This is a genomic window from Streptomyces sp. NPDC051907 (assembly GCF_040681075.1).
Classification (GTDB): Bacteria; Actinomycetota; Actinomycetes; order Streptomycetales; family Streptomycetaceae; genus Streptomyces.
In genome coordinates, this window is sequence record NZ_JBFAYB010000001.1 from 162,658 (window position 1) to 177,985 (window position 15,328).

Annotated in this window: 12 protein-coding genes; 5 read left to right on the plus strand and 7 right to left on the minus strand. The window is 69.7% G+C overall.

The genetic code is table 11. The features are described from left to right. Window positions 1–16 precede the first annotated feature (16 nt). The 4 genes from pyk to AB0M39_RS00655 all read left to right on the plus strand — a co-directional run bounded on the left by pyk (window position 17) and on the right by AB0M39_RS00655 (window position 7,158). Window positions 17–1,447: a pyruvate kinase gene (gene pyk, locus AB0M39_RS00640; protein WP_365358573.1), complete on the plus strand. Its 1,431-nt coding sequence runs from the start codon at window positions 17–19 to the stop codon at window positions 1,445–1,447. Between the two features lie 782 nt (window positions 1,448–2,229). Beyond that, window positions 2,230–6,156 carry a hypothetical protein gene (locus AB0M39_RS00645; RefSeq protein ID WP_365358575.1) on the plus strand — a complete coding sequence of 1,309 codons (3,927 nt, stop codon included), beginning with the start codon at window positions 2,230–2,232 and terminating at the stop codon, window positions 6,154–6,156. Beyond that, window positions 6,153–6,512, plus strand: a complete 360-nt coding sequence (locus AB0M39_RS00650; protein WP_365358576.1) for a DUF6086 family protein — start codon at window positions 6,153–6,155, stop codon at window positions 6,510–6,512. The genes AB0M39_RS00645 and AB0M39_RS00650 overlap by 4 nt, the downstream gene beginning before the upstream one ends. Before the next feature lie 112 nt (window positions 6,513–6,624). Further along, window positions 6,625–7,158: a hypothetical protein gene (locus tag AB0M39_RS00655; RefSeq protein ID WP_365358578.1), complete on the plus strand. Its 534-nt coding sequence runs from the start codon at window positions 6,625–6,627 to the stop codon at window positions 7,156–7,158. 70 nt (window positions 7,159–7,228) lie between these two features. On the opposite strand, the gene AB0M39_RS00660 is transcribed toward AB0M39_RS00655, so the two are convergent. The 5 genes from AB0M39_RS00660 to AB0M39_RS00680 all read right to left on the minus strand — a co-directional run bounded on the left by AB0M39_RS00660 (window position 7,229) and on the right by AB0M39_RS00680 (window position 12,097). Beyond that, window positions 7,229–7,735, minus strand: coding sequence for a hypothetical protein (locus AB0M39_RS00660; protein WP_365358580.1), 507 nt, complete (start codon window positions 7,733–7,735; stop codon window positions 7,229–7,231). A 115-nt stretch (window positions 7,736–7,850) separates the two neighbouring features. Further along, entirely contained in the window at window positions 7,851–9,086 is a 1,236-nt protein-coding gene (locus tag AB0M39_RS00665) for a hypothetical protein (protein ID WP_365358582.1), read from the minus strand. Window positions 9,087–9,183: 97 nt separating this feature from the next. Beyond that, complete coding sequence (locus AB0M39_RS00670) at window positions 9,184–9,720, minus strand: DUF6114 domain-containing protein (protein WP_365358584.1); 537 nt, start codon at window positions 9,718–9,720, stop codon at window positions 9,184–9,186. A 97-nt stretch (window positions 9,721–9,817) separates the two neighbouring features. After that, window positions 9,818–10,489 (minus strand): DUF6230 family protein, encoded by a 672-nt coding sequence (locus AB0M39_RS00675; protein ID WP_365358586.1) that lies wholly within the window; start codon window positions 10,487–10,489, stop codon window positions 9,818–9,820. Between the two features lie 636 nt (window positions 10,490–11,125). Then, window positions 11,126–12,097 carry a tetratricopeptide repeat protein gene (locus tag AB0M39_RS00680; protein ID WP_365358588.1) on the minus strand — a complete coding sequence of 324 codons (972 nt, stop codon included), beginning with the start codon at window positions 12,095–12,097 and terminating at the stop codon, window positions 11,126–11,128. A 228-nt stretch (window positions 12,098–12,325) separates the two neighbouring features. Between AB0M39_RS00680 and AB0M39_RS00685 the strand changes: the two genes are divergently transcribed. Next, window positions 12,326–12,961 carry a TetR/AcrR family transcriptional regulator gene (locus AB0M39_RS00685; protein ID WP_365358590.1) on the plus strand — a complete coding sequence of 212 codons (636 nt, stop codon included), beginning with the start codon at window positions 12,326–12,328 and terminating at the stop codon, window positions 12,959–12,961. Window positions 12,962–13,110: 149 nt separating this feature from the next. On the opposite strand, the gene AB0M39_RS00690 is transcribed toward AB0M39_RS00685, so the two are convergent. Together AB0M39_RS00690 and AB0M39_RS00695 are read right to left on the minus strand one after the other, a co-directional pair. After that, window positions 13,111–14,148, minus strand: a complete 1,038-nt coding sequence (locus AB0M39_RS00690; RefSeq protein WP_365358592.1) for a GDP-mannose 4,6-dehydratase — start codon at window positions 14,146–14,148, stop codon at window positions 13,111–13,113. Then, window positions 14,145–15,278 (minus strand): UDP-N-acetylglucosamine--N-acetylmuramyl-(pentapeptide) pyrophosphoryl-undecaprenol N-acetylglucosamine transferase, encoded by a 1,134-nt coding sequence (locus AB0M39_RS00695; protein WP_365358594.1) that lies wholly within the window; start codon window positions 15,276–15,278, stop codon window positions 14,145–14,147. Before AB0M39_RS00695 ends, AB0M39_RS00690 begins: the two co-directional genes overlap by 4 nt. Window positions 15,279–15,328: the final 50 nt, after the last annotated feature.

Sequence of the window (15,328 nt, forward strand, 5' to 3'; positions counted from 1 at the left end):
CCGATAGGATCGCCTCATGCGCCGTTCCAAAATCGTCTGCACACTGGGCCCAGCCGTCGACTCCTACGAGCAGCTCAAAGCGCTCATCGAGGCCGGCATGAATGTGGCCCGATTCAACATGAGCCACGGGACCCACGCTGAGCACGAGGAGCGGTATCACCGACTGCGTAAAGCGGCCGAGGACACCGGCCGCGCCATCGGCGTGCTCGCGGACCTCCAGGGCCCCAAGATCCGTCTGGAGACTTTCGCCGAGGGACCGGTCGAACTGGTCCGCGGCGACGAGTTCACCATCACCACCGAGGACGTCCCCGGCGACAAGTCGATCTGCGGCACCACCTACAAGGGCCTGCCCGGCGACGTCTCCAAGGGCGACCAGATCCTGATCAACGACGGCAACGTCGAGCTGCGCGTCGTCGAGGTGGTGGGCCCGCAGGTCAAGACCATCGTCGTCGAGGGCGGCGTGATCTCCGACCACAAGGGCATCAACCTCCCCGGCGCGGCCGTCAACGTCCCGGCCCTGTCCGAGAAGGACGTCGACGACCTCCGCTTCGCGCTCCACATGGGCTGCGACCTGGTGGCGCTGTCCTTCGTACGGGACGCGAGCGACGTCAAGGACGTCCACAAGGTCATGGACCAGGAGGGCCGCCGGGTCCCGGTCATCGCCAAGGTGGAGAAGCCGCAGGCGGTCGCCAACATGCAGGACGTCGTGATGGCGTTCGACGGCGTGATGGTGGCCCGCGGCGACCTGGCCGTCGAGTACCCGCTCGAGCAGGTCCCGATGGTGCAGAAGCGGCTCATCGAGCTGTGCCGCCGCAACGCCAAGCCGGTGATCGTGGCGACCCAGATGATGGAGTCGATGATCACCAACTCCCGCCCGACGCGCGCCGAGGCGTCCGACGTCGCCAACGCGATCCTGGACGGCGCGGACGCGGTCATGCTCTCCGCGGAGTCCTCGGTCGGCGCGTACCCGATCGAGACGGTCAAGACGATGTCGAAGATCGTCGCGGCGGCCGAGGAGGAGCTGCTCTCCAAGGGCCTCCAGCCCCTGGTCCCGGGCAAGAAGCCGCGCACCCAGGGCGGCTCGGTGGCCCGCGCGGCCTGCGAGATCGCGGACTTCCTGGACGGCAAGGCGCTGGTGGCGTTCACCAAGTCCGGCGACACGGCCCGCCGCCTCTCGCGCTACCGCGTCTCCCAGCCGATCCTGGCCTTCACGACGGAGGCCTCGACCCGCAACCAGCTCTCGCTGAGCTGGGGCGTGGAGTCCTTCGTGGTCCCGCACGTGAACAACACGGACGCGATGGTGGACCTGGTGGACGCGGAGCTGCTGAAGCTCCAGCGCCACAGCGAGGGCGACACCATGATCATCACCGCGGGCTCGCCTCCCGGCATCCCGGGCACGACGAACATGGTGCGGGTACACCACCTGGGCGGTCAGTCGCCGGCCTGACGTCCGCGCATCCGTAGACGGCTGTGGGCCGTACCTCCCGAAGCGAGGGGTACGGCCCACAGGCCTTTGTCGGGCCTATCCGTCGGGCCGATCCGTCGGGCAGGAATCCGTATCCGTCGCCGGTCGCCTGGGAGGCGGCTGTCACGACGCCGAAGTCCACGGCGACCTTCGCGCCGTCGGCGGCCTGGGGCTCGTAGTCGTAGAGACGGCCGTGGGACGTGCGGCCGAACAGGGGAGCATCGGCGCATCCGACACCACTGCTGCCTGAGCTACGGCCTGGCCAGCCGACCGCCTGCCGCCCGGCGGCAACGGGCCGACGCAGGCGAGGAGTCGCGTCGACGACCGACCACAGCTCGACCACAGTAGACGCCGTCCCCTCAACTGGGAAGGTTCTATGGGGCTGTTGTGCAACCAGGTGCACATGTTCTCCATCGAGAGCGGTCGAACTCCCCCTTGTTGGGCTATATCCGGCTTGCAGGAGATGCCCCTTACCCGCGGTCACTTCTCCCTACAGAAGGATCTTCCGCAATCCATGACCCCCGTGTAATGATCGTGCTGCCTTCGGGGGGAAGGCGGGGGACGCGGCACGCAGAGCAGCCGCATCAGGGGGATTTCTCTTTCACGCACATCGACTTTGACGACCCGTCATGCGTATTCGGCGACTCCGATTCCGCATTTCCTTCCTGAGGCATGACCATTTGCCGCACAGAACAGGCTGAGAAGTGCGTAGAACATTTCTGCCGAAAAACAGACGCGCGAGACGCGCGGCTCTGACACGGGGGATGGCCGGCACCGCGCTGGTGACCGCGTCCACCGTTCTGATGGGCCTTGTGTACGCGGTCCCCGCTCAGGCGGACGAGCCCGGAGACCATCCAACTGACCCGTGGCTGCGAACCGTTCGCATCAGCCTGGGCCAGGAGGCCCGGCAGGACCGCTGCCAGACGGCGCGTGCCGTGCACTACGGCGGTCCGGAGATGAAGACCGTCGCGAACAAGGCCCTGTCGGGGAGCGACGCCGACGTCGACGCGGCGCTGAAGGACTGGAACTGGGGCCCGATCGGCCAGGCCCTGGACCGGGACAAGGAAGCCGGCGACAAGTACGGCGAAGCCTTCGGGATCCGCCACGACAAGCTCAACAAGGCGAATGAGCCCTACTCCGGCGCGAACTTCTTCGGCGGACGCGAGCACCAGGCCCCGGAGTTCGGCGAGGACATCCTCGCCTTCACCTTCGGCAAGCAGCGCCAGATCTACTACAAGTGGATCGACAACCCCAAGCCGCTGCCCGGCAAGGCCGCGCTGGACAAGGCCAAGGAAGTCTTCGACGCCTTCGACACCAAGGACGACTACTGGGCCAGCCAGTACAAGCCCTTCGCGGGCCATGAGCTGTTCGGCATCGGCGGCTCCACGCCGGGATCCGCCAACGACATCGCGACCTTCCTGCGCTTCGGAGGCTTCCCGACGAAGGCCCCGGAGCCCGACTCGCCGGAGTTCCGCGCCGAGGTCGAGCAGCTCAAGGTCGCCTGGGCGGTCTGCGACAGCGCCAACCCGATCGACCACTACCGCGCTCTGTCCGGTGTGGTGGTCGACGCTCACACCGAGTGGGAGGCGGAGTACGCCTCCCAGGCCAAGCAGCGCACCGAGATCGTCGCGGCGGAGATGGAGGCCTCCAAGCAGGCCCGCGCCGCCACCGAGGCGATGCTCGAGACGATCCGTCAGGCGTGGCTGGCCGACCAGATCCTGTACTTCCAGAAGTTCTGGGCCGCCAAGCCGAAGGACGACACCGCGCGCCCCAAGCCCGCCGTGTTCACCAAGGCCGCGGCTGACCTGACCGCGGCCCGAAACGCCGCCGCCGCCCAGGTCCCGATCGCCGACAAGGCGGTGGCCGCGGCGAAGGCGGCGGCCGACAAGGCCAACGCCTCGCAGAACGCCGCGTGGACCATCTCCGACGCGGCCAAGACCCCCCGTGGCCGCGGGCTGATGTACGCCCAGCAGTCGGTGCAGGTCGCCAAGGCGTCGTACGCGGCCTCGCAGGCGGCCGCGAAGACCGCGCTGACCGCGTCCAACGCGGCCAAGGCGACCGCCGCCGACAGCCAGGCCCTGCTCGCCCTCGCCAAGACCCAGTCGCATGCGCTGAACACAGAGTTCCGCAAGGCTGCGGCGCTGGAGGCGGCGGCTCAGGCCAAGTCGGCGGCTGCCGCGGCGGACGCACAGGCCAAGGAGGCCGCGGCCAACGCGACGAAGGCGAAGAACGCGCAGGCCACCGCGGAGAAGGCCGAGGAGACGGCGCGGGTCGCCGCCGCCACGGCCAAGACGGAGCGCGCCAAGGCCGAGAAGGAGAAGGCCACCGCGGCCGCCGAGGCCGCCATCGCGGCCAGCGAGCGCGCGAAGGCGCAGGAGGCCGAGGCACGGGCGCAGTCCGAGCGGACCGCGGCCGGGAACGCGCGCAGCGCGGCGGAGTCCGCGGGCTCCACGGCGAGCAGCAAGCGCCAGGAGGCCGAGGCCGCCGAGCACCGCGCCTATGTGGCACGGGACGCGGCCGTTGCGGCCGAGAAGAGGAAGAACGCCACCGACGCCAGGGCCAGGGCGCTCGAGGCCGCTGCCGCGGCTGCCGACGGATCGGACGCCGCCAAGGAGACCCGCCAGGCCGCGACCGAGGCCCGTGCGGCGGCCAACGACGCGACGGGGGCGGCCACTCGGGCCCGATCCGCGGCCAACGACGCCTCCACGGCGGCGGTGAACGCGCGTGCCGCGGCGACCCGTGCGCAGGGCGCGGCCTCGCGTTCGCGCTCCGCGGCGGACAACGCCTGGTCCGCGTACATGACCACCTACTCCGCCGCGCAGACCGCGCACGCGGCGGCTGCCGAGGCCATCGACGCCGCGGACGCCGCCCAGACCAACGCCAAGAACGCCGAGGCCGAGGCGAAGAAGGCCAAGGCAGCCTCGATCAAGGCCCGCGAGGAGTCGATCGCGGCGAAGGCCGAGGCCGCCAAGACCGCCGTCTGGGCTGCCAAGACCGCCGGATACGCCTTCGCCGCCGGTCAGGCCGCGGCGGGCGCCCGTGACGCGGCCAAGGCCGTCACCAAGGCCGCCAACGAGGCCATCTCCATCGGCACGCCGTACATGGAGTCCGACTCCTCGGCCGCTTTCGCGGTGCTGGTGGGGCAGACCTCCAAGACGATGGCCGAGCAGCAGGCGGCCGCCGCCACGGCCAAGGCGAAGGAGGCCGCGAAGGCGGCAGCCGACGCGAAGGCGCTGGCGGACAAGGCGGCCGGCGACGCCAAGATCGCGGCACAGGCCGCGGCCAACGCCGCGGCGGACGCCGCGAAGGCGCTTGCCTCAGCGGCGGCGGCCCGCACCTCCGCGGCCGAGGCCGAGAAGGCAGCCGAGGCGGCCAAGAAGGCGGACGCCAAGACCACGGCGTACAACGCGCAGGCCGGCGAGGACGCCTTCTACGCGGACTCCGCGGCGAGGGACGCCGAGGGCTCGGCCGCGGCGGCGAACCGCGACGCGACCGACGCCGAGAAGGACGCCGCCAGCGCCCGCTCCGCGGCCAGCGCCGCGGAGACCGACGCGAGCAGCGCCCGCAGCACCGCGACGCAGGCCGAGAAGGACGCCACGGCCGCGGAGACGGCGGCGAAGAACGCCGACAACGCCTCCAAGGACGCGGACGCCGCGGTCGCCCGCGCCGAGGAGGAGGCGCGCAAGCGCGCCGAGGCCGAGTACGCGCAGTGGGCCAAGTCCGGCGGCCAGAACGCCGGTCCGGACCTGACGGCCGACGAGGAGACGCTGCTGCGCGAACTCTGCGGCCAGCAGTGCGTGGACGAGTTCCGCGCCGCGAAGAAGATCGCGGCCGGGGACGTCATCGACTGGATCCAGGAGAACGGCGGCGCGATCCTCATCGAGCTGTTCGGCGTCGACAACATCATCAACTGTGTGTCGACCGGCGACCTCGAGAGCTGCCTGTGGGCCCTGGTGGACGTCGGCAGCGTCTTCGTCGGCTTCCTGAAGGCCCCGGCGGTCGCGAAGGCGATCTACCGCATCGTCAACGGCATCGACGCCTTCTACGACGCCGTCAAGAAGGCGGAGCGCACGCTCGAGCGCTACCGCAAGCTGGTCGAGAAGGCCAAGAAGGACAAGAAGACACCGAAGCCTCCGTGCAAGGGCAAGGGCGCCAAGGCTTCGGCGGCCAAGTCGGCGGCGTTCAAGCCGGCGGCCGGCGTCTCCGGCGTCTCCGGCGTCTCCGGCACGAGCCAGGCCGCGTTCTCCGCTGCCGCGTCCAGCGGCTGGATCGACCCGGTTCCGTGCGAAGGCGTCACCTTCGACGACCCGAAGCGTCCCAAGCTCGGCTCCGACGGGAAGTACTACGTCAAGAACGGGGACACGAATGTCGACATCTACCCGCCGGACGACCTCGGCCGGCGTATCACCGACATCGACCTCTTCGAGGACGGCGTACTTTGGGAGGACAAGACCGCTGTAGGAATCTACCTCCCGGACATCGACATCTGGATGGACAAGCACATCGGGCCGAAGTTCCGTAAGTACGTCCAGGCCCGGCAGCACATCGCGGGATACGAGAACGCCCCGATCGGCATGAAGTTCACCGACGCGAGCATCAACCCCGCGTTCCGCGGCCCGATCGAGAAGCGGGTCAACGAACTGAGAAAGGAATTCCCCAACGTGGACCTTCTGCTGGAGTGGCCCACGTGAGCCATGTGTTCGAGTGCGACGACGAGACCGTGTGGGACCCGTCCAACCAAGTGGGCGAGCTGTACCTGAGGATGCTCCGTGCCGCGGCCGAGGTCTTCGACACGCCGACCGGGCTGACCTCCCTCTCGGGAGACCACCACGTGATCGACCGCGCGGAGTACGGCCGGATGGTCCACGCGCTCTTGGCGGTTCGGGGAGAGTCGGGACACGTCTACCTCCGCCGGATGCTGGACGGAGTACTGCCGATCTGCATCGCTGTCTATGAGTGCATCGGCGGCGTCGTCACCCCCTCGACCGAGGACGAGCAGAAATACATGACCGAGGTCCGCACGATGGACCTCCCCATGGGCTTCTGATCGAGCGCAGCGACGACGGCACGACCTGAGGACGTGGCGGGCGCCTGAGGCGCCCGCCACATCTGTCGAATGCGACGGTCGTCGGGACGATCCAAGTGCGAGGGTATGGAACATGGAGGATATGAAAGAACTAGAGGCCCTGTTCGCCTCGCTGGCGGAAGCACCGGTCTGCGATCTCCAGGTTCCTGGCTTCATCGACCGGGACGGCGCCTATCCTTGCTTCCTCCCCATGGCCAACACGCTGTACTTCGTGCGGGAGATCGACTCCGTACGGATCGAGGTTATCGATTACGACGACCAGCTGACCATCCGTCTGGTCGCCGCGCCGGAGGCCCCCAAAGCGCTGGAGGGGGAGGACGAGGAGTTCGCCATGAGTTCCTACGGAGAGCTCTTCCTCGGCGACGAATACCGTTTATTCCGCATCACGAAGATCCGCTACGCGCTCAGCGGCAGGTCCGATCCATCCGAGGGAAAGGTCCGGTGCGTCGAGTTCGAGTTCGAGAATTCACGGCGGCTCTTCCTGGACCCCATGTATTTCTTCGGGATCCGCCTCCAGGGCGCCGGCGCCTACGACAGCTGGCTCGAGTTCAGCCGCAGTGACGAAGGGGCGATGGGGCCGATCCGGGATTTCGTCTGGTCACCATGACCTGAAGCGCTTCCTCGACGCGCTGAACATCGTCACGGGAGTCAGCGTCCGCGCGGCCGGCCCCTCCGTTCTAGGCGTCCGCGGGGCAGATGTGTCCGAGGTCCGCCGAGATCGCGTTGTGCAGCGTGGCGAGGTCGGGGGTGTCGGGGTCCGGGACGTGGAAAGTGAACTGGACGTCCACTGGGTACTCGCCGACGATCACGGTGAACTGACTTCTCAGCATGGGAAACTCCCTCAGCGTCCAGTCGGTCCCGGCCGAGGCGAGTATCTCTTTCAGGTCCGCGAACGTGGTGGTCGGCACGACGGTCCGCGTCTCTCCCGGCTGTCCGGTCGGCACGTCCACGGTCTCGGTCCAGGTGCTGAGGGCGACGTAACGGACCCTCCGACACCGGCAGACCTCCAGACGGACGTCCCCGTAGGCGAAGGTCCGGGGCCAGGACTTCTTTGGGTTGGGGAAGTAGTCGGCGTCCGCGGGCGGGCCGAGTACGTCGGCGATGGCGTCCAGCGAGGCTCCCGGCCTGAGGATGCCCACCCCGCGAGCCTTCGCGTAGTCCGTCAGCACATCCTTGATGTCCATGCCGGAAATGATCTCAGCCAACGCCGGCAGACACTCCGGCCCGTTGAGTGTGAACGACTGTGGGCCGCACCCCCGAAAGGGTGCGGCCCACAGCCTTGTGCGGCTCCCGGAAAAGTCAGCTCTTCCCGCCGGTGAAGTAGTTGTGCAGACCGGGCACCGTCAGCGTCCCGCCGAACTGGCCCGCCTGCGTCACCTTCACGTTCGTGAAGAACGCGAACGGAACGTTCAGCGGCGGAGGCGTCTCCGGGCTGAAGGTGATCGGGATGAGGCCGAAGAGGTTGCCCTTCAGCTCCTCCGTGTACATCGTCACCGTGCCGTTGCGGATCGTCGACGTCGAGCCCTTGTCCGCCTCGACGTGCGCCGTCGTGCCGTTCGGGCCGACCACCAGTTGGTGGAGGTCCTTGATGTCCACGCCCGTCGCAGTGAACTTCAGGGCCTTCTTGGTCTTCCCGCCGCCCGTCTTCACCTCGACGATGCCGTGGTAGTCCAGACCCGTCAGGGTGAGCTTCGAGCTCTCCAGCACCCACGGGTCGTCCGGGAGGTGCGGGATACCGGGCTCCAGGTCCGCTTCGGCCAGGGCCTTCGGGTCCGCGGTGGGGCACGGGAAGCGCGGCTTCGCGCCGTCCGGTACGGCCTCGTCCTTCGTGGGGTCGAGTCCCTTGGCAGCCTCGTCCAGCTCTTCCACCTCGGCGCCGGCCTTGTCGGCCGCTTCCTTGATGGCTTCCTTGGTCTTGTCCGCGGTCGCGTCCGCGGCCTTGTCCACCGTCTCCTCGACCTTGTCGGCCGGCTTGTCGGCGGAGTCCGCGGGCTTCGCCGAAGGCGTCTCGGCCTCGGCGGGCTTCGTCGGCTCCGAGGGAGTCGGCTCGGCCGTCTCGGTCTCGGTCGGCGTCGGGCTGGCCGACGGCGACTTGTCGGGGCCGTCGAACAGGTCCTTCAGCGCATCGCCCACACCCAGCGGGTCGAGCGGGTTCTTGGTCTCGCTCGGCGTCGGCGTCGGGTCCGGCTCCGGCTCCGCCGGCTTCTTCTCCTCCGCCGCCTGTCCGGCCGCCGAGGCGGGCGGGGTCGGGTCCGGCTTCGGCTCGTCCGCGCTGTCGCCCGTCGAGTCCGCCGAACCGCTCGGCGCCGGGTCGGGCTTCTCGGACGGCTTCTCCGACGGCGACTCGGAGGGCTTCGCCGACTCGGAGGGAGACGGCGACTCGGACTCCGCCGGCTCGTCCGAGCGGGTCACGCACGGGCCGGGCGCGAAGGGTATGTCCTTCTCGTCGGCGAGCGCGAGCTTGGGAGTGAGGCCCATGCCCACGAAGACGGCGGTGGGCATTGCGGCCAGGGCTATCGCCTTGCTGGCGGGCATCTGAAGCTTGGTCAGCAGCGACTTCCTGGGGGCCGCGTGGCGTGGCCCTCTTCTGACCTGTGCCCCGTCACCCCCCGCTGAGTTCAGCGGTGTGACATCACCCGGCACTGTTCCTCCCGCCGTTGGCTTCGATGGTTGTGTCGCGCGCGTCCGCGCCGACGCCGTCCCACTGCTCCGGTACGGGGCTGCCTTCCGGCTCCGACTCCGGCTCGGCCGTCTTGGCGGGCTGCGCCACGGGCTTGCCCGGCGCCCACGACAGGGCGAGCGCGCCGCCCAGGAGCGAGAACAGGAAGCCGATGATGAAGCCGCCGAGGTTCGCGACCGGGATGGAGATCAGCGCCAGCAGAATCGTGGCGACGCCGGCGAACACCCGCACGATGTGGTGGAACCACATCGTCAGCCCCAGCGTGACGAGCAGGACGCCGATGATGAGCGAGCCGGCGCCCGCCGTCGTCGACAAGGAGAGCGTCATGTGCCCGAGCTGGAACGTCGCGTACGGGAAGTAGGCGATCGGGATGCCGCCGAACACGGTGAACAGGCCCGCCCAGAACGGCCGGCTGCCCCGCCAGGCGCGGAAGCGCCGCCAGACGACGTGGAGGGTGTGCTCGTTCTGCCCCAAAGACTCGGCGCTCATGGAAAACAGCTCCCTGGAACTGGCGTTACTGTGTGGAGAGTTGGGCGGGCGGGCAGAGCTGTGTCAGCTGTCCCCACCCGCCCGGACGGAGCTACCGTCAGTAGCACTCGGCCTTGGGGCCGTCACCCTTGAGCAGCTTCATCTTCAGGCCGCCGAGAGAGAACGTGCCGGCCGTGGTCGCCCACGCCTTCTGCTTGACGCCGGTCAGCTCGGCCCTGTCAGCCTGCTGAGCGAAGCCGTTGGGAAGGATGGACGTGTCCTTGACCGCAGGACCCTTGCCGGCAGGCCCGGGGCCGCCCGCAGGGTTGTCCGTGTCCTTGGCAGCGACGCCGATGTCGATGTTCGTGAACTTGGCGTCGCCCTCGAGCTCGGACACATCGAGGTACAGGTTGGACGCCTGCACCTCCTTCTTGCCCTCGCCGGCCTTCAGCTGAAGGGTGATCTTCCCGACGAACGGCACGTCGGTGACGACCGACTGGCACATGTCCTTGATCGTGGCGTTCTTGAAGGTCGAGACCGCGACCGGGTGCGCGACCTTCTCGTCACCCTTGAGGTCCTTGTACCCCATGTCGACGCCGCCGTACTGGGCGAACCCATGGCCGTCGAGGTATCCCGCGGTGACCTTAAACTCCTGGCCGGACACAGCGAACGACGCGGCGAGCGCGCCCTGTGCCAGACCGATGCCTATCGCGGCCGTTGCGGCCACACTCGGCACCATGACAAGGGCGAACCGCTTCCATCTGGTTCCGCCACGAGCCACAGACTCCATGACTTTCCTCCTTCTCGGACGTACATCTCCGGTCCGGACGCGTGGGCCCGGCCTGGGATGGGAGAAGTGCTACGTCCTCGGGAAGGAGAGCGCCCGTACTTTCAGGCGCTTACCGCGTCCGAAACACCGGCGATCACCCCCGAGCGACAACCACTGGTCGCGCCTGACGCATATCACGCACAACCTGCCGGACAGGCCCTGCCGTTCAGCAGGAACCCCCCTGTCCGCGACCGGCGCACCTGACCGCCGGCCCACTCGGTGGGGACCCAAGCTCCCGCGGCACGACTGGTGGCCGGACTGGTGCGGTATTGGACCGAGCGTCGCCGATCGTGGTCCATTCCAGGCCGCTACACAAGGGGGTTCGTTACTCGCTAGTAACGGCCTGATAACCGCACCACTGCGAGGCGATGTCGGGTGGGCACGCAGGGTGGGGTCAGGGCGTGCGCTAGAAGGGGAGATTGCCGCTAATAAGCGGACAGAACACACGCGTTGATTTACTACGAGTAACAGCGCATCCGTTTGCCAAGTTTTGGTAAAGCGGTGCCGCACTTTGTCACTGTGTCGCCAAAACGGCGGCGACGTCACAGGACGTCGCCGCCGCAAATCGGCCAGAACGGCGCGTTCGTTACCGAAGAGTCAGAACAGCACGCGCGCCAGCGCCGAACGCGCCGCCGTCACCCTGGGATCGTCGGGTCCGACGACCTCGAAGAGCTCCAGCAGACGCACCCGCGCCGCGTCGCGGTCCTCGCCCGCCGTGCGCCGGACCGTCTCCACGAGCCGGCCGAACGCGTCCTCCACATGTCCGCCGACCAGGTCCAGGTCCGCGGCGGAGATCTGCGCCGGTACGTCGGCCGGCTTGTCGGCGGCCTCCTGGCGCACCTTCGCCGGGTCCATGCCCTGCACGCGGCTCAGCAGTTCGGCCTGGGCCAGGCCCAGCTTCGCCTCGGTGTTGCCCGGGTCGTCCGACAGGACGTTCTTGTACGCCTGGACCGCGCCGCCGAAGTCGCCCGCGTCCAGCGCCTGCACCGCCGCCTCCAGCAGCGCGTCGTACGGGCCCTCGGGCGCCGCCGGGGCCTGCTCCGCGCCGCCGGCCGCGTCCTGGTCGATCTTCAGGCCGGTCAGGCCGAAGCGCTCCTCGCCCACCCGGATCAGCTCGTCCAGGGTCTGGCGGATCTGCGCCTCCGGGGCCGCGCCCTGGAAGAGCGGCAGCGCCTGGCCGGCCACCACCGCGAAGACGGCCGGGATCCCCTGGATCCCGAACTGCTGCATCAACATCTGGTTGGCGTCGACGTCGATCTTGGCCAGCACGAAGCGGCCGTTGTACTCCTGCGCGAGTCGCTCCAGCAGCGGGCCCAGCTGCTTGCAGGGCTCACACCACTCGGCCCAGAAGTCGATGACGACCGGGACCTCGGCGGACTGCTGCAGGACACTGCTCTCGAAGGCCGCCTCATCGACGTCGATCACCAGGCTGGAGGGCGATACGGCTCCGCCGCCGCCCTGGCGCGCGGACTCGGCACGGGCCTGCTCCGCCTTCGCCTTGGCCTCGCCGGCCGCCTTCACCGCGGCGAGGTCGACGACGCCGCTCATGGACATGTTCCTAGGCTGCATGAGTACATCCTCCCCCTTCCGCGCGCGCATGTGAAAAGCGATGCTGAACTTCGGCGCAGGGTCCCCACCGTGCGCCTGTCTGCTCTGTGGTCGTCGCTCAGCCGTCATGGCTTTCGCTACAGGTCGTAGCGTAACTGTCCGCGCCGATCCGCGTACGGGCTTCTGCCGTGAACTGCCTCACAGCGGATGACCGCGGCAGATCGCCTACCGGCCGGTATGGTCGCCGTCATGCCCAGCGAGACCCAGTCCAAAGCAGCACGTACCGGTCGTACCGGACGACCGCGCAGCGTCGAGGCCGACGCCGCGATCCTCACGGCGACCCGTGACGCGCTCGTCGAGCTGGGCTGGTCGAAGCTGTCGATGGGGGACGTGGCCACCCGCGCCGGGGTCGCCAAGACGACCCTCTACCGCCGCTGGGCGAACAAGAACGAGCTCGTCGTGGACGCCGTCGCCGTCCTCTTCGACGAGCTCGAGCTGCCCGACCGCGGCAGCCTGCTCGCCGATGTGGAGGGCGTGGTGCTCCAGTTCGCCTCGCTCCTCGACCGGCCGGAGGCCAAGACCGCGCTGATGGCTGTGGTCGCCGAGTCGACGCGGGACGACGCGCTGCGCGGACGGATCCGCTCGGCGATCGTCGACCGGCAGAAGCGGCTGGTGCTGGAGGGACGCGAACGCGCCCAGGCCCGTGGCGAGCTGCCCTACGAGGCGGACCCCGGCGAGGCAGCCCGCAACACGGACCTGATCTTCGATGTGGTGGCGGGCGCGGTCGTGCACCGGGCGCTGGTGAGCGCGGAGCCGGTGGACGCGGAGTGGGCGCGCCGCTTCACGCTGCTGCTGGTGTCGGGGCTCGCGTCCCTTCAGGGCTGAAGCCGGTTCGGGGCGGGGGGCGATGCAGACTCGGCTGTCGGCAGTCGGCTGTCGGCTGTCGGCTGCGGGATCAGACCCGGTTGCCGGGTCGGTCCAGCTCCCGGCTGCCGGTTCAACCCGGTCGTCGGCTCAGACCGCTCAGACCCCGCTCAGACCTGGTAGCGGTCCGCCGCGAACAGGTGCAGATGGCGCTCGATCCAGTCCGACGTACGCTTCAGCCCCTCCTCCAGCGAGACCTCCGGCTTCCACGAGGCCCACGCGCGGGCCCGGGAGTTGTCCGAGAGCAGGCGCTCCACCTCGCTGCCCGCCGGGCGCAGCCGCGTCGGGTCGACGACCACCTCGGCGTCCCGCCCCGACGCCGTGATCAGCGCCTGCGCCAGGTCCCCGATCGCGATCTCGCGTCCCGTCCCGAGGTTGACGCTCTCGCCGATCGCCCGGTCGCACCCGGCGAGGGCCAGGAAGCCGCGCGCGGTGTCCGTGACATAGGTGAAGTCGCGGGTCGGGGTGAGCGAGCCGAGCTTGATCTGCCGTGCTCCGGAGTGGAGTTGGGCGAGGATCGTCGGGATGACCGCGCGTGCGGACTGCCGGGGGCCGTAGGTGTTGAAGGGGCGTACGACCGTCACGGGCAGCTCGAAGGCGTGCCAGTGCGACAGCGCCATCATGTCCGCGCCGATCTTCGACGCGGAGTACGGCGACTGGGGCTGGAGCGGGTGGTCCTCGCCGATGGGGACGGTCAGGGCGGTGCCGTAGACCTCGCTGGTGGAGGTGTGGACGAGCCGGCGCACCGAGTGGCGGCGGCAGGCCTCGGCGATGTTCTCGGTGCCGACGACGTTGGTCTGGACGTAGGCGCCGGGCGAGTCGTAGCTGTAGGGGATGCCGATCAGCGCGGCGAGATGGAAGACGGTGTCGCAGCCCTCGACGGCGTCCATGACGCGGCCCGGGTCGCGTACGTCGCCCGCGAGCATCTCGATCTCGCCCATGCGGTGGGCGAGATGGCCCTTCTCGGCGTACGGCTTGTAGTGCACCAGCGCGCGGACGCGCGCGCCGCGTTCGACGAGGAGGTCGACGAGGGTCGAGCCGATGAAGCCCTCGGCGCCGGTGACCAGGACGGTGCGGCCGCGCCAGTCCAGCCCTTCGGCGACGGTGTTGTCGTGGGCCGTGGTCGTGGTGCTGTGCGTGGTGGTCATGCTGCGTACTCCTTGGTGTGCGAGGCGAGTTCGAGGACACGGGCCGCCAGCAGGTCGGCGGCGTGGGCGTGCGGGCCCGGGTCGGCCGCGCCGCTCATCGCGGCGAGCCGCGCCGGGTCAGCGAGCAGCGGCTCGACGAGCGCGGCGAGGCGGTCGGCGGTGGTCTCCGCGTCGGGCAGGAGCAGGCCCGCGCCCGCGTCGGAGAGGACCCGGGCGTTATGGGTCTGGTGGTCGCCGGGGGCGTGCGGGTACGGCACGAGGACGGCGGGCACGCCGACGACGGCGAGTTCGGCGACAGTCGCGGCGCCCGCCCGGCAGACGACCAGGTCGGCGGCCGCGTACGCGAGGTCCATCCGGTCGAGGTAGGGCACCGCCCGGGCGACGGGCGAGCGGGCGAGCCGTCGCCGGGTCTCCTCCAGGGCCGCGGGCCCGGTCTTGACGAGCAGATGCACGTCCGTGCGCTCGCGCCAGCGCTCGGCGAGCCCGACGGCGGCCTCGGTGAGGCGGGCCGCGCCCAGGCTGCCGCCGTTGAACAGGACGAGCCGGGCGCCCTCGGGCACGGACAGGGCGCGCCGGGCCTCGGCGCGCAGGCCGGGGCGGTCGAGGCGGGCGAGGGCGGAGGCGATCGGCATGCCCGTGGTGAGGGCGTCCTCGCCGCCGGCGAGGTGGGCGCGGCTGCGGTCGAAGGCGACGGCTATGTGCGGGGTGAGGCGGGCGGCGAACTGGTTGGCCCGCCCCGGCACGGCGTTGGACTCGTGGATCACGCTGGGCAGCCCGGCCAGCCGCGCGCCGACGATGACGGGCGCGCTGGGGTAGCCGCCCATGCCGACGGCGATCTGGGCCCGCTGTCCGCGCAGGATCGCGCGGCACTGCGCGCCGGACCTGAGCAGCGCGGCGGGCAGCAGATAGCGCTTGGGGCCGAGTGCGGGGTCGAAGGGGATCATGTCGACGGTGTGGAGGCGGTAGCCGGCGGCGGGGATCAGCTCGCCCTCCAGGCCGCGGGTGGTTCCGACGAAGGAGACGACGGCGCCCGGGGCGGCGCGGCGCAGGGCGTCGGCGAGGGCGAGTCCGGGGTAGATGTGGCCGCCGGTGCCGCCGGCGCCGATCACGACAGAGAGTGGGGTGCGCATGGCGGCCACGCTCGCGAAACGCCCTAAGAGGGTTCTAAGACCTCTCTTTG